The organism is Jannaschia maritima, from assembly GCF_030973515.1.
In the GTDB taxonomy this organism is placed as follows: Bacteria; Pseudomonadota; Alphaproteobacteria; order Rhodobacterales; family Rhodobacteraceae; genus Jannaschia; species Jannaschia maritima.
In genome coordinates this window covers 25,374-43,621 of the sequence record NZ_JARGZA010000022.1, presented here as the reverse complement: position 1 = coordinate 43,621, position 18,248 = coordinate 25,374, and the positions used below count along the sequence as shown (strand labels likewise).

The following is an 18,248-nucleotide window of genomic DNA, read 5'->3' as shown; positions in this document are numbered from 1 at the left end:
GCCCGACGCCCTGAGGGAGGGGTCATGGCCGCCACGATCCGACGACGCCACGGCACGGGCTTCGACCTGGTGATGATCGCCCCGGCCCTGGCGCTGTTCGGGCTGTTCATCGTGTGGCCCGCGGTGCAGGCGCTGGTCACCTCGCTCCACGCCGAACCGACGCGGGGGGGTGGGTTCGTGGGGGTGGCGAACTATCGGGACATGGCGTCCGATCCGGTGTTCTGGATCGCGATGAAGAACAACGTCCTTTTCATCCTGTGCAACCTGGTGTTCCAGGTCGGGGTCGGCACGGTGTTCGCGGCGTTGATCGACCAGGGGATTCGGCGGGGATCCACGGTGATCCGCACGATCATCTTCGCGCCCCTGGTGATCGCGCCCGTCGCCATCGGGGTGATCTGGGCCATGCTGCTGGAGCCGAACTTCGGGCTGGTGCGGCAAACGTTCAACGCCACGGGGCTGCCGTTCCCGCGCCAGGGATTGCTGGGCAACCCGGACCTGGCCTTCGCGTCGATCGTGGCCGTGGGGGCGTGGAACTACATCGGGTTCATGATGACGATCATGCTGGCGGCGATGCAGGGCATCCCCCGCGACCTCTACGAGGCGGCGCGGCTCGACGGGTCGTCGCCCCTGCAGACGTTCTGGAACATCACGCTGCCGGGCGTGCGCGGCGCGCTGATCCTGTGCGCGCTGATCGTCGTGGTGGGCAGCTTCAAGACGTTCGAGCTGGTCTACGTGCTGACGCGCGGGGGGCCGGGCAATACGACGCAGGTGCTGGGCACCTACATCGTGGAGGCGGCGTTCCAGCTGTTCCGGCCGAACTATGCGGCGGGCATGTCGGTCGTGGTGCTGGTCGTGGCGATCCTGTTCGGGTCGCTGCAGGTCTGGTCGGGGCGGCGGGCATGAGCGAGGCGGCGGTCCCCTACGCCGCGGAGGCGCCCGCGCGCCGGCGGCGCAACCCCGCCGCGGCCTTCGTGCTGCGGCGCCTGCCCCATCTGGTGCTGATCGCCTATTGCGCGCTGGTCCTGGTGCCGATCGTGTGGGTGATGACGGCGTCGGTGAAGACCCGCCGCGAGGTGTTCCTGGAACCCCTGGGCCTGCCGGCGGAGGCGCAGTGGGGCAACTACGCCAACATCTTCGAGAGCGGGTTCCACCACTACATCTGGAACAGCGTGATCGTGACCGTGGGCTCGGTCGTGCCGATGGTGGTCGTGTCGATCATGGCCGCCTATGCCCTGGCGCGGCGGGTCTTCATCGGGCGGGGCGCGATCTACGTGCTGATCGTGCTGACCTATGCGATCCCGGTGCATTCCATCCTCGTCCCGCTCTATCGGATGGTGGACGACATGGGACTGCTCAACACCCATCTGGGACTGATCCTGCCGCATATCGCGCTGGGGATCCCGTTCTCCGTGGTGATCCTGTATTCCTTCTTCCTCGACTTCCCGTCGGAGCTGGAGGAGGCGGCGCGCATCGACGGCTGCTCGCCCTGGCGGATCCTCGTGGCGATCGTGCTGCCCTTGTCGGCGCCTGCGGTGCTGTCGGTCGTCATCTTCCAGACGGTCAGCGTGTGGAACGAGTTCCTGTGGGCGTCGATCGCCGCGTCGGGTGAGGAGGCGCGGGTCTGGACCACCGGCATCATGCAGTTCCAGGGCGAGTACTCGTCCGACTGGCCCAAGATCCTGGCCGTGGTGAACCTGATGACGCTGCCGCTGCTGGCCATCTACATCGTGGCACAACGCCACTTCGTGCGGGCCTTCGCGGGCATCGGCAAGTAGGGCGCGATCACGGAGCATGCGGGAAATCGTCCCTTTCTCGCACCGGGAGGTGCTGTGCACCCCCCGTACACCCCCTGTACACCCCCCGTGCATACGCGAGGTCACCGTTTGGGATTGACGTGGTGGCATGCAGAACCGTTCCGGGCAGGGGGTGGTGTCCGGCGGTCCGCTCGGGCGGACCGCGCTGCGGACCTCGGCTCGATCCACTGGATCGACCCGTCCCTGCGGGACCGGTCCTTCGCCCCCCTGTACACCCCCCGTACATACGCAAAGGCCCCGTCTTCGGGCGACGTTGCGTGACACGCGACCGTTCCGGACAGGGGGTGATGTCCGGCGGTCCGTGCGGGCGAGGCTGGCTCGACCGGAGCCGTCCGACCGCTTGCCCGCGGCACGGCATCCGTACCGGCATCCGCCGCGACAGGCGCCCGGGACCGCGCGCGCGTCGCGGGGCGTGGGGGCCGGACCTCAGGCGAGCACTTCGGTTTCCTCGCCGTCGAGCAGAACCGATGCCAGCCGGCCATGCGCGCCGCGCAGCGCGCCGTGGAACACGATGCGGTTGCGGCCCCGGGTCTTCGCCGCGTAGAGGGCGAGGTCCGCGGCCCGGAGGAGCTCGGACGCCTCGGCGGTCTCCGGTCCATTGCCCATCGTGACGCCGATGCTGACCGTCAGGGGTACCGGGATCGCGTCGTGGACGAACGGCCGGGCCTCGACCTCGCTGCGCAGCGCCTCGGCCGCGCGCAGGGCTTCGGCATACGAAGTCCCTTCGAGGATCACGGCGAACTCCTCGCCGCCGATGCGGCAGACATGGGACCCGTCCGGCGCGGCGTGGCGCAGTCGCGCGACGATGAACTTCAGGGCCTCGTCGCCCCCCGCGTGACCATGGCGGTCGTTCACGCGCTTGAAATGGTCCGCATCCACCAGCATCAGCGCGCAGGCGCGTCGTTCGGACGCCGCGGCGGCCACCGCGGCAAGGGTCCAATCGAAGGCACGCCGGTTCGGCAGATCCGTCAGCGCGTCGGTATGCGCATCCCGTCGCAAGGTCCCCTCGACGCTCAGATGGCCCCGCTCGCGGTCGAGCAGATGCCCCATGACGATCGTGCCGAGGATGCAGCCCGCCGCGAGGACGGGGATGGCCTTGATCGCGACCACCACGATCAACGCCGCCGGCAGGAACGCGACGCTGGACGTGTGGAGCGCCAGGAGCGTGCCGAGCCCGGCGAGATGCATCAGGCCCGCGCGACCCTCCGGCCGCAGGTGCCGCGCCCAGAGAAGGCCCAGGGCGGCGGCGATCGCGATCCCCACCGCCCCAGCGATGGCACCGACCCCGCCGAGATAGAGCCGGACGCCACCGGCGACGAGGGCTGCGACGAACGCCGCCGGTCCGCCGCCGAACGCCGCCGCCAGGCCCACGATGACCGAGCGCCCGTCGAGGATCACGCCGTCGCCGAAATGAACCGGTTCCAGCATGGCGAGGGCCGCCCCGACGCCGAAGATCGATCCGTGCAGGACCGAGCGGCGACGGGCGCCGGCGACGCCCCGCTCGATCATGCCGAAGGCCAGGGTCAGGAGCGCCATGACCCCGAAGCCGAACGTCAGGGCGATCAGGATCGCCATGGGGGTCACAATCATCGCGTCCTCCCACCAGCGGTCGATCAACCGGAGGGTGATCAATAGGGTGCCAAACCTTAACGAATCGTTAACGTCGATCCGGATGCGCCCGGGCGGCTCGTCGCGATCGGTCTATGCGCCCGTCCCTCCGTGTGGTTCGGTCCCCACGGGATGCGAGGCGCCGAACATGTCATCGATCACAGCGTTCCTTCACGACCTGGCCCCCGGCGACGTTCCCGCCGCGGTCCGCGAGCGCGCGCGGCTCTGGTTGCTGGATCTCGCCGGCGTCGCCGCCGTCGGCGCCCGCACGCCGCTTTCCCGGATCGTGCGCGACCATGCCGCGTCGCAGTTCGGGGCGGGCACGCGCGGGGCGGCGCGGATGCTGATGGACGGGCGCCCGGTCGGCCCCGCGGGGGCGGCCCTGGCGGGCGGCATGACGATCGACGCCATGGACGCGCATGACGGTCACCGGCTGACGAAGGGCCATGCCGGTTGCGGGGTCCTGCCGGCCCTGCTCGCGCTCGCGGAGGCGGAAGGGCGGATGGACGGCGCCGAGTTCCTGTGCGGCCTAGTGCTGGGATACGAGATCGGCACGCGCGCGGGCATCGCGCTGCACCGCACCGCCCGGGACTACCACACCTCCGGCGCCTGGGTCTCGGTCGCCTGCGCGGGCCTCGGATCGCGCCTGCTGGGGCTCGATGCCGGGGCGACCCGGCACGCCCTGGGCATCGCGGAGTATCACGGGCCGCGCAGCCCGATGATGCGGTGCATCGATCATCCGACGATGCTGAAGGACGGGTCCGGCTGGGGCGCCATGGCCGGAGTGTCCGCCTGCTACCTCGCCGCGGACGGCTTCACCGGGGCGCCCGCGCTGACGGTCGAAGGGGCGGACGTGGCCGACCTTTGGGGTGATCTGGGGTCGCGTTGGCACACCCCGGAGCAGTACTGGAAGGCTTATCCCGTCTGCCGCTGGGCGCAGCCGGCGGTGGAGGGGGTGCTGTCGCTGCGCGCGGCGCACGACCTGCGCCCCGAGGACGTGGAGCGCATCGAGGTCGCGACGTTCGACGCATCCCTCCGCCTCGCCGTCCGAGCCCCCCGGACGACGGAGGAGGCGCAGTATTCCACCTCCTATCCCGCCGCGGCGGCGATGGTGCGCGGCCGGGTCGGCCCGGCGGAGGTCGGTCCGGCGGCCTTCGCGGATCCGGAGATCGGTCGCTTGTCGGGGGGCATGGTCCTGCGCGCCCATGCCGGTCACGACGCGGCGTTCCCCGCACGGCGCTTCGCGGACGTAACCCTGGTGCTGCGCGACGGGCGGCGGCTGGAGGTGCGCGACGTCGAGGCCCGCGGCGATCCGGAGGCGCCCGCGACCGAAGGCGAGATCCGGGGGAAGTTCCGGGACTACGCCGCCCTCGCGCTTCCCCCCGCTCGCGTCGGGCGGATCGAGGCGGCGGTCGGCGGTTTGGAGACGGACGGCCTGCGGCCGCTGTTGGACGCCCTTTGCGCGCCGTTGGACCAACGGTGCGGGGAAACGGGCGGGGCCGCCATCGGCGGGGGCCATCCGCGAGGCGCCCCGCCGTGGTGACCATGCGGGGAGGTGCGGACGCCTTCCCCGCCCCCCCGCCCCCCGCCTACCCCTCGACCGCCACCATGTAGGGGCGGACGACGCCCGGGGGGGCGGTGGGGTCGGCGGCGACGTAGGCGATCGTGGTGCGCTCGCCCTGGTCGAGGTGGCGGGCCATGCGGGCGGCGGCGCGGTCGGGGTCGGCGTCGCGCAGGGCGCGCAGGACGCCTTCGTGGTCGGCCAGCACGCGCTCCATCTCCGGCGCGCTGCGATAGCGGTCGAAGGCGGCGTGGGTGGCGATGAGGGGCAGCTGCGAGCGGCGGATCGTGTCGCGCATGCGGGGATTGGGGCAGGCCAGGACGATGCCGGCATGGAGGTCGTCCTCCACCGCGGTGATGTCGTCCGCGCCCGGCGGGGCCTGTGCCGCGCGCAGGGCCGCGATGCGCCGCAGCGCCGCGTCGGCCGCCGCCGCCGTGGCGCCCGCGCGGTCCGGGGCGCAGACGTGGCGCAGGGCCACCGGCTCCAGCAGGCGGCGCATCTCGTAGTGGTGGGCCACCGCTTCGGGCGTCAGGCGGGGCGCGACCCACCGGCCGTTGAGCGATTGTTCCACCAGCCCCACCCGTTCCAGGCGGGTCAGCAGTTCCTGGGACGTCGTGCGGCTGACCCCGTAATGCCGCGCCAGGGCGCCGGAGGTGACGAGGAACGAGCCGTAGCCCGTGGCGGCGGCGACCTCGACCTCCACCCGGGGATAGAGGGTCTCGCGCGCGGAGCGGGCGGCGAGGACCGTGCCGCCGTCCTGGGGCAGGTCGAGATCCGCAGGGTCCAGGTCCCGCCGCAGGGGCGGGTCGGTGCCGTCGCCCACGAGGAAGCCGCGCCCGTCGTGGCGCGCCACCAGCCCTTCGGCCGCCAGAAGGGCCAACGCGTCGGAGGCGGGCGCGCGGCTGACGTCGAAGAGGCGGGCCAGCGCGCTTTCGGTCAGGACCAGGCCGGGCGGCAGCGCGCCCCGGCCGATGGCGTCGCGCAGGGTGTCGTGGATGAACCGGTTGCGGCGGACCGGCTGCGTCCCCTCCGCCGGGGGCGGGGCGTCGGGGCGGGGCGGCGGCGGCGGGGGCATGACGCGGGGTCTAGCGCATTTCGCGGGTCCGGGGAACCGAAGGGCGCGGGGGGCGGGGTGCCGGGGCGCGGGCGCGCTATCCGAACCGGGGCATCGCGTCGAACGCGACCTCCACGATCGCGTCGACGCCGTCGTGATCCTCCAACGGCAGGGCGAGGTGCAGGACGCCGTCCTCGACCGCGTGGCGCAGGCGGCCCGGTGTCAGGAGCCTGGGCTCGCCCCGCAGGACGCCGCCGCCCAGGGGCAGGCGCAGCGTGTCGTCGAGTTCCGCCCACCGGCGGACGTGGAGCCACACGGTGTCGTCCCTGGCCGTGCAGCCGCCCCAGATCCAGCGCGGCCACGGGCCCGCGCGCGTGCCGTAGATCGTGTGACCGTAGCGGTCGAGCCACAGGCCCACGCGGTCGAGCACGCGCTCCTGCTCCGCGGGGATCACCCCGAGGCGGTCGGGGCCCACGTTGACCACGAAGTTGCCGCCGCCCGTGGCCGCGTCGACGATGTGGCCGATCACCGTTTCGGCGGACTTCACGTCGCGCTGGAACCGGTACGCCCATTGGTCGTCCAGCGTGATGGTCGATTCCCAGGGGCGCCCGGTGTCCGCGTCGCCCACCCGCTGCTCCGGCGTGTCGAAGTCGCAGGGCAGCGCGCAGCGTTCGTTGATGGCCATGTCGGGCTGCCACCGCCGCATCTTGGCGATCAGCGCCTCCGCGTCCCAGCGGGCGGGGTCGGCGATCCGCTCGAAGGGCGGGGGCGCGGGGCGGCCGATGACCTGGCTGTCGCCCGCCAGCCCGTCGAACCACCAGGCCGCGATGGGGCCATAGCCGGTGCACAGCTCCTCCACCATGGCGTGGAGGTATTCGACGTAGCGGTCGTGGTTCTCCGTCCGGTAGTCGGGGTGATGCCAGTCGGGCTGGGAGTGATAGACCCCGAAGCCCATGCCGGCCGCGTGGCAGGCATCGGCCAGTTCGCGCGTCAGGTCGCGGCCCGCGGGGCAGTCGGGCGCGGTGACCTTGTAGTCGGTCCGGGCGCTGTCGAACATCGCGAAGCCGTCGTGGTGCTTCGTGGTGATATAGACATAGCGGTGGCCCCAGCGCCTGGCCTTGGCCACGAGCGCGGGGGCGTCGAAGCGGCTGGCGTTGAAATGGCGGTAGAGCGTGTCGTAAAGCGCCGCGGGCACGCCCAGCCGGGGCGACACGTCGCTGTCGCGGGGCTTGTTCATGATCTCGCGCTTGGGACCCTCGCGCGACCACGAGATCTCGTGGCCCACGACGCTCGACGGGTTCCAGTGCAGGAACAGGCCGTAGCGGAGATCCATCAGGCGTTCGCCCTGCGGTGTGGCGGTCATGCGCGTCCTCCCGGTTGGAACCGTGCCGGCGTGCCGCCACGGCCGCGAGCGGGCCGGCACGGATGGCGATGGGCGCCGCCCCTCATGCGGGGTCGGCCGTGAAGGGGTTGACGTCCGGCACGGGGGCGTCCGCGTGCAGCGCGCCGCGGTCGCGCAAGGCGGCCCAGGCCTCCGGCGGAACGGGGGTGCGGGCCCATTCGAGCGTGGCCGTCACGTGCGCGGCGCTGCGCGGGCCGGGCAGGACGGAGGCCACGGCGGGGTGCGCCAGCGGGAATTGCAGCGCCATGGCGGGCAGGGGAACGCCGTGCTCGCGCGCCACGTCCGCGAGGGTCCGGACCCTGCTCACGATGTCGGGGGGCGCGTCGGCGTAGTTCCAGGTCGTGCCGCCCACCAGGATGCCGGAGTTGAACGGCCCCCCGCAGACGATCGCCGTCCCCGCGACCCGCGCGCGCGGCAGCAGCGCGTCGAGCCCGGTCTGGTCCAGGAGCGTGTAGCGTCCGGCGAGCAGGACGGCGTCCCAGTCCGCCCTGTCCAGCAGGTCGAGGCAGACCTCCACCTCGTTGACGCCCAGGCCGATGGCGCGCACGGCCCCTTCGTCGCGCAGGCGCTGCAGCGCGCGCAGCCCGCCGCCGCCCAGCAGGTCGGCGCGGTGGCGGTCGTCGTCGTCCCCGTGCGTGATGCGCCCGATGTCGTGGACGTGGAGGATGTCGATCCGGTCGCGGCCCAGCCGCTGGAGGCTGTCCTCGAACGAGCGCAGGATCGCGTCGTGGCCGTAGTCGAAGACGGGCGTGAAGGGCAGGGCGCCGGGCCAGCCCATCGCGGCGGGGTCGGAATGGGCGCCCGGACGCAGGAGGCGGCCCGCCTTGGTCGACAGGACCGCGTCCGTGCCGCGCAGGGCATCGCCCACGATCCGTTCCGACAGGCCGAACCCATAGAAGGGCGCGGTGTCGAAGTGGCGGACGCCCGCGTCCAGGGCGGCGTCCAGCATGGCGCGCGACGTCGCTTCGGCCTGCGCTTCGAACAGGCCGCCCGGCCCGGTGCCGCCCACGCCCAGTACGGACAGGTCGATCCCGGAGCGGGGCAGGCGGCGGCGGGGCAGGGGCGCGGTCGGCACGGGGCGGGCGTCCGGGGGGTTTACAACGGGTGCCCGATCCCTATTGGTAACGCTTAGTGCATGCAATAGGCGATATCCGATGCCGGTGATCGAGTCCGTGGCGCTGAGGATGGTGGACCTTCCGCCGAAGGTCCGCCGCGTGGACGCGATCCAGACGTTCGAGCGGCAGGAAACGCCCGTCGTCACGATCACCGATTCCGAGGGCGCCGCGGGGATCGGATACGCCTACACGATCGGCACGGGCGGGCCGTCGGTGATGGCGCTCCTGGAACGCACGCTCGCGCCCCTGCTGATCGGGCGCGACGCGGACCGGATCGACGGGCTGTGGCACGAGATGCTGCGCGCGACTAACGCTACGGCGGTCGGCGCCATCACCTCGCTGTCGCTGGCCGCCGTGGACACCGCGTTGTGGGACCTGCGCTGCAGGCGGGCCGGGCTGCCGCTGTGGAAGATGGCGGGGGGCGCGCGGGACCGGGTGCCGGTCTATTCCACGGAAGGGGGCTGGCTGAACCTGTCGGAGGCCGCCCTGGCCGAGGAGGCCGCGGCGGCGCGCGAGGCGGGGTTCCGCGGCGCGAAGATGAAGGTCGGCCTGCCCACGGGCGGCGAGGACGCGCGCCGCATCCGCGCCGTGCGCGACGCGGTGGGCCCCGACTTCGAGGTGATGGTCGATGCCAACCAATCTTTCGACCTGTCGGAGGCCATCCGCCGCGCCGCCATCCTGGAGGAGCACGGCATCGCCTGGTTCGAGGAGCCGATGGCCGCCGACCGGGTCGCGGCGCATCGGACGCTGGCGCGGGCGACCCGCGTCCCGATCGCGGTGGGGGAGAGCCTGTATTCCCTGGGGCAGTTCAACGAATACCTCGCGGCGGGCGCGGCGTCCGTGGTGCAGGTCGACGTGGCGCGCGTGGGCGGGGTGACGCCCTGGCTGAAGGTGGCCGCCCTGGCCGAAGCGCATGGCGTGCGGGTGGCGCCGCACTTCCTGATGGAGCTGCACCTGTCGCTGGTCTGCGCCGCGCCGGCCGCGCGCTGGCTGGAATACATCCCGCAGCTCGACGCGATCACGCGGGCGCCGATCCGGATGGAGGACGGGATGGCCCACGCCCCGGACGCGCCGGGCCTGGGCATCGACTGGGACACGGAGGCGGTGGAGCGCCTGAGCGTCCACTGCGCCGAGATCGGACGGCGCGACGCGGCGCCGCGGGCGGCGGAATGAGGCGCGTGGGCATGGTCATAGGGATCCGCCCCGAGCGGATCGAGGACTACAAGCGCCTGCACGCGGAGGCCTGGCCCGGCGTCCTGGCGCAGATCCGCGCGAGCCACATCCGCAACTTCGTGATCTATCTGCGCGAACCGGAGAACCTGCTGTTCGGGCATTTCGAGTATCACGGCCACGACCTGGACGCCGACATGGAAGCGATGGCCGCCGACCCGGTGACGCAGGACTGGTGGGCCGAGACCGACCCCTGCCAGACGGTCCTGCCGTCCGCGAAGGCCGGCGAGAAGTGGGTCTACATGGAGGAGGTGTTCTTCGCGCCATGACCGTTCGAACCGATCCCCGGACATGGCCCTGGCGCCAGATCCACCTCGACTTCCACACGGCGGGCGAGATCCCCGACATCGGCGCGGACTTCGACCCCGACCGGTTCGCGGCCACGTTCCGGGACGCCCGGGTGGGGTCGGTCAACCTGTTCGCCAAGTGCCACCACGGGTATTCGTACCACCCCACGGAGGTGGGCGAGATGCATCCGGGCCTGTCCTTCGACCTGCTGGGCGCGCAGATCGAGGCGCTGCAGGGCGTGGGCATCCGCACGCCGATCTACGTGTCGGCGCTGTGGGACGAGCTGTCGGCCCACCGCGAGCCGGGCTGGCGCGCGGTCGATCCCGACCACCGGCGCTTCGTGCAGCACGGCGACGCGGACGAGACGGGGTGGAAGCATCTCGACCTCGCGTCGCCCTATCGCGCCTATGTCCTGCGGCAGTTGCAGGAGGTCGCCGACCGGTATCCGCATGCGGACGGGTTCTGGATCGACATCTGCTTCCAGCGCCCGTCGATCAGCCCCCATGCGCGCGACGGCATGGCGGCGTTGGGGCTGGACCCGTTCGACGCCGCCGACCGCGACCGGTTCGCCGAACGGCTGACGCTGGACTTCTTCGCCGACGTGCAGCGCATCGCGACCGGGGCCGGGATGCCCTGCTTCTTCAACCTGGGCCATGTCCGGCGGGGCCGGGCGGAGGTCCTGCACGAGCATTTCAGCCACGTGGAGATCGAGTCGCTGCCCACCGCGGGCTGGGGATACGAGCACATGCCCGTGTCGGCCCGCTACGTCGAAGGGGTGGGCATGCCGTATCTGGGCATGACGGGGAAGTTCCACCACCTGTGGGGCGAGATGGGCGGCTACAAGCTGCCCGACGCCCTGCGCTACGAGGCGGCGGTGATGCTGGCCCACGGCGCGCGGATGTGCATCGGCGACCACCTGCACCCGACGGGCGTCGCCGATCCCGCGACCTATGCCGCGGTGGGGCACGCCTTCGCCCACGTGGAGGCGGCGGAGTCCTTCGTGGCGGGGTCGCGCAACGTGGCCGAGATCGCGGTGCTGAGCGAGGAGGCGATGCGCGCGCCCCCCTTCGCGGGCATGCCGCCGCAGCAGAACCCCGTGGACGACGGCTGCGTCCGCGCGCTGCTGGAATGCGGGTTCCTGTTCGACGTGGTGGACCGCGACCGCGACCTGTCGCCCTATCGCCTGCTGATCCTGCCCGACGCGATCCCCGTGGACGAGGCGCTGGACGCGAAGATCGCGGCGTTCCTGGATGGCGGCGGGCGGCTCCTGGTCACCGGCGCGTCGGGGATCGACGCGGGGCGCGTGGCGTTCCCGGCGGGCGCCGAGGTGGAGGGCGTCAACCCGTTTCCGGCAGGCGACTATGCCCGCCCGGTGGAGGCGTTGCAGCCGGGCTTCTCGGACCAGCCGCTCTATCTCTACGCGGCCTCCTACCGGTTGCGCGCGACGAGCGGGCGGTCGCTCGGGGACGTGCACGACCCGTATCTCGCGCGGGGGCGGGGGCGCTTCTCGGGGCACCTGCACGCGCCGCCCCGGCCGGAGCCCAACGGATGCGCCTTCGGCGTGGAGGAGGGGCCGGTGATCCGCTTGGCCCATCCGGTGTTCACGGCCTATCACAAGGCCGGATCGGTGGCGCTGCTGGAGGTGATCGAGCGGACGGTCGCCCGCGCGCTGGGACGCCCGCGTCTGTTGGAGACCGGCCTGCCGCGCGCGGGGCGGGCGACGCTGCGGGCCCAGCCGGATGCGGGGCGGCACGTGCTGCACCTGATGCACGCGAACCCCGTCCGCCGCGGGTTCCTGCGGACCGACCACGTGGAGCCGATCCAGGACTTGGTGACGCTGCACGACGTCGCCGTGGACGTGGCCCTGGACGCGGCGGTGACGGCCGTGCGCACCGCGCCCGAGGGCGAGGCGATCCCCTTCGAGGCGGCGGATGGCCGCGTCCGGTTCGTCCTGCCGCGGCTGCGGGGGCACCAGATGATCGAGATCGTCCACGCGGGCTGAGCCCGGGGCCGTCCGGGGGGGGCGCGGCGTCGGGGGATACCCATGCGTTCGAATACGGCGGCATCGCGCCGTGCCGGTCGGGACTGCGCGGACCCCCCGTCCGCGCCCGACGGACGGCTATGGCGCGGGCAGCGCGAACAGCCGGCCGAAGCGGGACAAGGGCGCCGTGTCGATGTCCAGGGCGCGCAAACTCCCCCAAAGCGTCACGGCGATGCTGTCCAGCACGGGGATGCCGAACTCCGCCTCGATGGCCGTGACGATCCCGGGACCCCTCATGTTGGTGCACACGATGGCGATGGCATCCACGCCCGTCGCGGCGACGTCGCGGCACATGGCGTGGACCGCGGCCGGCGGGATGTCGGCGAAGCTGTAGTTGTCGCTCCGATCGGCGCGCCGGCTCGCCGTGATCTCGATCCCCGCGCGCGCATAGTTCGCGACGATCGCCGCCTCCACGTCCTGCGTATAGGGCGTCACCAGTCCAAGCCGGCGGATGCCCAACCGCGCGAGCGCGGCGTTCAGGTCGACGATGGCGGACGTGGCGCGGCAGCCCGTGCGCGCCTCGATCGCGGCGCAGAGCGCGGCGTCGGTGTCGAAGCCCCGCCAGCTCGCTGCCGTGCCGTTCCACGCGATGACCGACGCCCGGGCGTCCGCCAGCAGCTCGGCCGCGGCGAGGATGGGCTCGGTCGAGAACTGCGCGTCCGCATCCGCGTCGAGCCCGATGCGGGTGACGCGGAAGCGCGAGAAGTGGATGCCGACCTCGCGGGCCAGCGGGGCCGCCAGAACCGCCGTCAGCGGTTCGAGCGCGGTGTTCGAGGACGGCACCAGCATGCCGATGCGGCATGGGGGCACGATGTCGGGCCACGGCGTCGGGGATCGGTCGGGAATGGCGGGTGTCATGGGGATCCGGCGTGTTGCGCTGCCCTTCGATGGCGCACCTGCGGGTGCGGGCCGCGCAAGGGGCGATCGCCGGGCCGCCCACGGATTGCGCGCGAGAGGGCGGATGCTGCCGTCTCCTTGGGCGTTCCGTGCCGTTTCGGGGCGCGGCGTCGAAATGGGACCGTCCGGCCTTTCCGAGGCGGTTCCCGCGATCCCATCGTGGCCGTGCCGCATCCATCGAGCAGCCGGAGATTCACCATGATCGCCCCGACCCACGCGCGTGTCACCCCTGCCGCCACCCTCGGCATCGCCCTCGCCGCCGGCGTCGCCCTCGCGGGCGCCGCGCACGCGCAGAATATGCAGTTCGTGTCGCAGAACCAGGAGGGACGCGCGCAGAACCCGCCCGAGATGGAGGCGATGGCCGCGCTGGAGGAGGCCGGGTTCGCGGTGAACCGCTCCGAGTTCCAGTCGCTCGGCATCGACCTGGCCGACGCGCTGCGGCTGGTCAGCACCGGCGCGTTCAGCATGGCGACCATCCAGGTGGGCAGCGTCGCGCGCGACGACCCGTTCCTCGAAGGGATCGACCTGATCGGGGTGTCCACGAACATGGACGAGCTGGAGACGGCCGTGGACGCCTACCGCGAGGCGTTCAACGAGCGACTGGCGGAGAAGTTCGGCGTCACCGCGGTGGCGATCTGGCCCTTCGGACCGCAGGTGTTCCTGTGCGGGGAGGAGATGGCCTCGCTGGCCGACCTCGAAGGGCTGAAGGTGCGGTCGTTTACCGCCTCCATGTCGACGCTGCTCGAGAACCTGGGCGCCACCCCGGTGACGCTGTCCTTCCCGGAAGTCTATCCGGCCCTCCAGCGCGGCGTCGCCTCCTGCGGGGTGACGTCGCCCACCTCGTCCAACACCGGCAAGTGGCCCGAGGTGACGACCCATCTCTATCCCCTGTCGGTGTCGGGCTCGATCCAGGCGCACATGGTCAGCCTCGACTGGCTCGAAGGGCTGCCAGAGGATCGACGCGCGGCGTTCGAGGGGATCATGGCGGAGATGGAGGCCGCGCTGTGGGAGGTCGCGCGGACGACCAACGACACCGCGCAGGCCTGCTCCACGGGCGGCGACTGCCCGGCGGACGGGCTCTACACCTCCTACGACATGGAACTCGTGCCCGTGACCGATGCCGACGCGGCGAAGGTGGCCGAGATTGCGAGCGCCGAGATCCTGCCCGAATGGGCCGAGAAGTGCGAGGCGGCCTATCCCGGCTGCACCGCGATCTGGAACGAGACCGTGGGGGCGGCGCGCGGCCTGACCATCGAATAGGACCGTGGCCGTCCCGCCCCTCCTGCGGCTCCTGGAACGGATCGCCGTGGCGTTCGCCCTCGTGGCGGGCGCCTCGATCGCGGTGCTCGCGGCACTGATCGCGGTCGACATCTTGGGACGCGACGTCTTCGGGGTGTCCGTGCAGGGAACGGACGAGATCGGCGGCTATGTCCTTGCCTTCGTCGGCTCGCTCGGCATGGCGCTGACGCTGCTGCGGCGCGGGCATCCGCGGATCGACCTGTTCTTCCGGTTCTTTCCGCCGATCCTCCGGGACGCGCTCCATGCGCTGGCGCAGGCGACGGTGGCGGCCTTCGCGCTGTTCATGACGTGGCACGCCTGGGGCGAGTTGCAGACGACGCTGCGCTTCGGGGCCATCACCAACACGCCGCTGCAAACGCCCCTCTGGGTGCCTCAGGGCGTGTGGGTGGCGGGCATGGCCTTCTTCGCGCTGACCGCCTGCGTCGCGGCGTGCCATGCCGTCGTGCTGCTGAAGGCGGGCGGGGGCGCCGTGTCGCGCGTCTACGGCGCCCCGACCGTGGAGGAGGAGGTGGAGGGTTACGTCGCCGCCGATGCGCGGTCGACGGGGGCGTCCGAGGCCGTCCGTGCGGGGAACGGCGATGCTCGGGATTGAGGGCGCGGCGATCGGCTTCGGCCTGCTGCTGTTCCTGCTCTTCATCGGACTGCACGTGGCGACGTCGCTGTTCGTCGTCGCCGTGCTGGGGGCCTGGCTCTTCTTCGGCGACACCATGATCCGGCCCTTCGGCACGATGATGTGGGGGACGCTGAACAACTTCCTCCTCGTGGCGATCCCGCTCTTCGTGTTCATGGGCGAGATCCTCGTGCGCGGCGGCGTGACCGAACGGATGTACCGCGCGCTGGCCGACTGGACGCGACCGCTGCCCGGCAGCCTGCTGCACACCAACATCGCCGCCTCGACGGTGTTCGCCTCCATCTCCGGCTCGTCGGTGGCCACCGCGGCGACCATCGGCACGGTGGCCTTCCCGACCTTCCGGGCGCAAAACTACGCCGAATCCTGGGTCGCGGGCAGCGTCGCGTCCGGCGCGACGCTGGGCATCCTGATCCCGCCTTCGATCAACCTCATCATCTACGGCGCGATCACCAACACCTCCATCGGCGCGCTGTTCACCGCGGGCATCCTGCCGGGCCTCCTGCTGGCCGCGGCGTTCATGGGCGTGATCGTCCTGGCCTCCGTGCTGAACCCGTCGATCGCCGGGCGGCCGGAGCGCATGGCGCCCTGGGCGGAACGGCGGCAGCGGCTGACGGACCTGATCCCGCCCTTGGTGATCTTCCTCCTGGTCATGGGGTCGATCTATCTGGGACTCGCCACGCCGACCGAGGCCGCGGGCGTCGGCGTGATCGCGGCCCTCGGGCTGACCGCCTTCTACCGCACGCTGAACTGGCCGATGCTGCGCGACGCGATGCTGTCGGCGGTGACGACGACCGGTATGACGCTGCTGATCCTCGTGGCGGCGTTCTACCTCAACTTCGTCCTCGGCGTGCTGGGGGTGCCGGCGCAGGTATCCGCCTTCGTGTCGTCGTTCGACGTCGGGCCGCTGACGATGATCCTGCTCCTCGTGCTGCTCTACATGCTGCTCGGCTGCTTCCTCGACGCGCTGGCGATGATGATCGCGACCATTCCCATCGTCCTGCCCATCGTGACACTGATCGGCTACGACCCCATCTGGTTCGGCATCTTCCTGGTCCTGATGTGCGAACTGGCGCTCATCACGCCGCCGGTCGGCATGAACCTCTACGTCACCCAAAGCGTGCGGGGCCGAGGCGACGTGAGCACCGTGATCGTGGGCGTGCTGCCGTTCTGCCTGTGCATCCTGCTCGTGGTCGCGCTTATCACCGTCTTCCCGGCGATCCTGATCTGACCCGAGGGTAGCGGCACGAGGGTCATGGCGGTCGCCAACCCGTCGGCCCCGCGTCATCCGGACGGCCGGCCCCCGCCGGAGCGGGGGCGCGGACGACGGTCCGGATCAGGTCATTCGAAGGCGTCGGGCTGCGTCGCCACGATCTGGTTCCAGATCGTCTGGAAGTGCAGCCAGCCGATATACTCGGAGCCGACATGCTCGCGCGAGTATCGCGCGCGGTCGTCGGGGATGCGGATCGTCGGCACGCCCGCGCCGTAGAGCGCCAGTTGCTGCTGGCAGCAGCGTTCGAGCGCGATGAACCAGAAGGCCGCCGCGTCGATCGAATGGCGCGACGCCGTCAGCAGGCCGTGGTTCTGGTGCAGCGCGGCCTTCACGCCCCCGAACGCCGCGGCGACGTCCGAGCCCGCATGCTCCTCGACCGCGACCTGGCCGGCGTGGTCGCCGATGACGACGTGGTCCTCGAAGAAGGCGCAGGCGTCCTGCGTGACCGGCTCGATCGGCTTGCCGGTGGCGCACCAGGCGGTGCCGTGGGGGGTGTGCGCGTGGCACATCGCGACGATGTCGGGATGCGCGTCGTGAACGCCCGCATGCAGCACGAAACCCGCGCGGTTCACCGCATGGGTTCCCTCGATCACCGTGCCCTTGTGGTCCACGAGGATCAGGTTCGACACCCGGACCTGGTCGAAATGCACGCACATCGGGTTCGTCCAGTACAGGTCCGGCCGTTCGGGGTCGCGCACCGTCAGGTGGCCCGCGAAGCCGTAGTCGAAGCCCTGGAGCGCGAAGGCCCGGCAGGCGGCGGCGAGGTGCTGCTTGCGATAGGTGCGTTCGGCTTCGACGGACTCGAACTCCGGCTCCCACGGGAATTCGAGGCCCTCCTGCTCGGGCTGGTAGATCGAATGACGGTTTCCGAGGTCGAGCATGACGGGATCCTCCTGAACTGGATGACACCGTCTAGCCGACGATCCCGTACCGCCCAACGCCGCGGACGCAATAAGTCTTATCGCCCGGCGCGAATCTCGGGCATCCTGCCGCCATGAAGGACGACCGTCTCACGATGATGCGCGTCTTCGCCGCCGTGGCGGAGACCGGGAGCTTCACGCAGGCGGCGCAGTCGCTGGGGGCCTCGCAGCCCTTCGTGAGCCAGACCGTCGCCCGGCTGGAGGATCGGCTGGGCCTGCGCCTGCTGGACCGGACGACGCGGGCGCTGGCCCTGACCGCAGAGGGGCGGCGCTACCTGGAGGGGGCGCAGGCCGCCATCGCCGCGGTCGACGCCGCCGAGGCCGAGCTGCACGGGGAGGGCGGGCGCCTCGACGGCACGCTGCGCGTCACCGCGCCGATCGCCTTCGGCATGGACCGGGTGCGGCCGACGCTTCCGGCCTTCCTGGAGGCGCATCCCGGCCTGGCGGTGGAGCTGCTGCTGTCGGACAACCACCTGGACCTGATCGGCGAGCGGATCGACGTCGCCGTCCGGATGGGCCGTCTGCCGGATTCCACGCTCGTGTCGCGCAAGCTGTGCGACCTCAGGCGCGTGCTCGTCGCGGCGCCCGCGCTCCTCGCGCGCCACGGGCCGGTCCGGACGCCGCACGACCTGACCGGCATCCCGGTGCTGTGCTGGACCGGACGGCGCGAAGGGCTGAACCGATGGCGCTTCGATCTGGCCGACGGGCCGTGGACGTTCCACGCGGAGGGGCGGTTCCGCTCCGACGAGGGGATGAGCCTGTTCGCGATGTGCCTCGACGGGCTGGGCGCGATGCGATGCGCGGAGCATCTCGCACGTCCGGCCATCGAGCGCGGCGCGCTCGTCGAGCTGCTGCCCGAGCACGGACCCTTCGACGACGGCGCGATCTACGCCGTCACGCTGCCCGGCCCCCGCGCGGCCCGGACCCGCGCCTTCCTCGACCACATGGTCGCGAGCTTCCGGAAGGTGGGGTGGTAGCGCGCCCGTCCGGGCACGGGTCCGCGCATCTCGACCGGACCCACCGCGACGCGATCCTCGACCCCGCGATACATAATGTCGACTGCCGGACGCCGCGTCGCAGACCGCCGATCCCGGGGCGGCGCCCGTCCGCCGATGGGC

The 18,248-nt window shown here is 71.8% G+C and carries 16 protein-coding genes; 10 read left to right on the top strand and 6 right to left on the bottom strand.

Annotated features, from left to right (window positions below; all coding sequences use genetic code 11):
- Nucleotides 1–24: 24 nt before the first annotated feature.
- Both P0084_RS16650 and P0084_RS16645 read left to right on the top strand, forming a co-directional pair.
- The gene (locus P0084_RS16650) at nucleotides 25–903 is read left to right on the top strand and encodes a carbohydrate ABC transporter permease (RefSeq protein WP_308918009.1); all 879 of its coding nucleotides are present in this window, start codon (nucleotides 25–27) and stop codon (nucleotides 901–903) included.
- Nucleotides 900–1,775, top strand: coding sequence for a carbohydrate ABC transporter permease (locus P0084_RS16645; protein ID WP_308918008.1), 876 nt, complete (start codon nucleotides 900–902; stop codon nucleotides 1,773–1,775). Before P0084_RS16650 ends, P0084_RS16645 begins: the two co-directional genes overlap by 4 nt.
- Before the next feature lie 465 nt (nucleotides 1,776–2,240).
- Here P0084_RS16645 and P0084_RS16640 read toward each other — a convergent pair whose 3' ends face one another.
- The gene (locus P0084_RS16640; RefSeq protein ID WP_308918007.1) at nucleotides 2,241–3,446 is read right to left on the bottom strand and encodes a GGDEF domain-containing protein; all 1,206 of its coding nucleotides are present in this window, start codon (nucleotides 3,444–3,446) and stop codon (nucleotides 2,241–2,243) included.
- A 124-nt stretch (nucleotides 3,447–3,570) separates the two neighbouring features.
- Between P0084_RS16640 and P0084_RS16635 the strand changes: the two genes are divergently transcribed.
- Nucleotides 3,571–4,965: an MmgE/PrpD family protein gene (locus P0084_RS16635; protein WP_308918006.1), complete on the top strand. Its 1,395-nt coding sequence runs from the start codon at nucleotides 3,571–3,573 to the stop codon at nucleotides 4,963–4,965.
- Between the two features lie 46 nt (nucleotides 4,966–5,011).
- On the opposite strand, the gene P0084_RS16630 is transcribed toward P0084_RS16635, so the two are convergent.
- The 3 genes from P0084_RS16630 to P0084_RS16620 form a co-directional block, all read right to left on the bottom strand.
- A complete protein-coding gene (locus P0084_RS16630) occupies nucleotides 5,012–6,058 on the bottom strand; it encodes a GntR family transcriptional regulator (RefSeq protein WP_308918005.1) in 1,047 nt (348 codons plus the stop codon).
- Between the two features lie 76 nt (nucleotides 6,059–6,134).
- Entirely contained in the window at nucleotides 6,135–7,400 is a 1,266-nt protein-coding gene (locus tag P0084_RS16625; protein WP_308918004.1) for an alpha-L-fucosidase, read from the bottom strand.
- A gap of 82 nt (nucleotides 7,401–7,482) precedes the next feature.
- Nucleotides 7,483–8,514, bottom strand: a complete 1,032-nt coding sequence (locus tag P0084_RS16620; protein WP_308918003.1) for an aldo/keto reductase — start codon at nucleotides 8,512–8,514, stop codon at nucleotides 7,483–7,485.
- Between the two features lie 79 nt (nucleotides 8,515–8,593).
- Between P0084_RS16620 and P0084_RS16615 the strand changes: the two genes are divergently transcribed.
- From P0084_RS16615 to P0084_RS16605, 3 genes are read left to right on the top strand one after another with little or no spacing between them, the layout of a single operon-like run.
- A complete protein-coding gene (locus tag P0084_RS16615) occupies nucleotides 8,594–9,727 on the top strand; it encodes a mandelate racemase/muconate lactonizing enzyme family protein (RefSeq protein ID WP_308918002.1) in 1,134 nt (377 codons plus the stop codon).
- Nucleotides 9,724–10,053, top strand: coding sequence for an L-rhamnose mutarotase (locus P0084_RS16610; protein WP_308918001.1), 330 nt, complete (start codon nucleotides 9,724–9,726; stop codon nucleotides 10,051–10,053). The genes P0084_RS16615 and P0084_RS16610 overlap by 4 nt, the downstream gene beginning before the upstream one ends.
- Nucleotides 10,050–12,074 carry a beta-galactosidase trimerization domain-containing protein gene (locus P0084_RS16605; RefSeq protein ID WP_308918000.1) on the top strand — a complete coding sequence of 675 codons (2,025 nt, stop codon included), beginning with the start codon at nucleotides 10,050–10,052 and terminating at the stop codon, nucleotides 12,072–12,074. Before P0084_RS16610 ends, P0084_RS16605 begins: the two co-directional genes overlap by 4 nt.
- Nucleotides 12,075–12,191: 117 nt before the next feature.
- Here P0084_RS16605 and P0084_RS16600 read toward each other — a convergent pair whose 3' ends face one another.
- Entirely contained in the window at nucleotides 12,192–12,902 is a 711-nt protein-coding gene (locus P0084_RS16600) for a maleate cis-trans isomerase family protein (protein WP_308917999.1), read from the bottom strand.
- Between the two features lie 306 nt (nucleotides 12,903–13,208).
- Here P0084_RS16600 and P0084_RS16595 point away from each other — a divergent pair, with 306 nt between their 5' ends.
- Genes P0084_RS16595 through P0084_RS16585 form a run of 3 tightly spaced genes read left to right on the top strand, consistent with a single transcriptional unit; the run spans nucleotide 13,209 to nucleotide 16,168 of the window.
- Nucleotides 13,209–14,270: a TRAP transporter substrate-binding protein gene (locus tag P0084_RS16595; protein ID WP_308917998.1), complete on the top strand. Its 1,062-nt coding sequence runs from the start codon at nucleotides 13,209–13,211 to the stop codon at nucleotides 14,268–14,270.
- Between the two features lie 4 nt (nucleotides 14,271–14,274).
- Nucleotides 14,275–14,901: a TRAP transporter small permease subunit gene (locus P0084_RS16590; protein WP_308917997.1), complete on the top strand. Its 627-nt coding sequence runs from the start codon at nucleotides 14,275–14,277 to the stop codon at nucleotides 14,899–14,901.
- Nucleotides 14,888–16,168 carry a TRAP transporter large permease gene (locus tag P0084_RS16585; protein ID WP_308917996.1) on the top strand — a complete coding sequence of 427 codons (1,281 nt, stop codon included), beginning with the start codon at nucleotides 14,888–14,890 and terminating at the stop codon, nucleotides 16,166–16,168. Before P0084_RS16590 ends, P0084_RS16585 begins: the two co-directional genes overlap by 14 nt.
- A gap of 110 nt (nucleotides 16,169–16,278) precedes the next feature.
- Here P0084_RS16585 and P0084_RS16580 read toward each other — a convergent pair whose 3' ends face one another.
- Nucleotides 16,279–17,091, bottom strand: coding sequence for a class II aldolase/adducin family protein (locus tag P0084_RS16580; protein WP_308917995.1), 813 nt, complete (start codon nucleotides 17,089–17,091; stop codon nucleotides 16,279–16,281).
- 113 nt (nucleotides 17,092–17,204) lie between these two features.
- Here P0084_RS16580 and P0084_RS16575 point away from each other — a divergent pair, with 113 nt between their 5' ends.
- Nucleotides 17,205–18,107, top strand: a complete 903-nt coding sequence (locus tag P0084_RS16575) for a LysR family transcriptional regulator (RefSeq protein WP_308917994.1) — start codon at nucleotides 17,205–17,207, stop codon at nucleotides 18,105–18,107.
- Nucleotides 18,108–18,248: the final 141 nt, after the last annotated feature.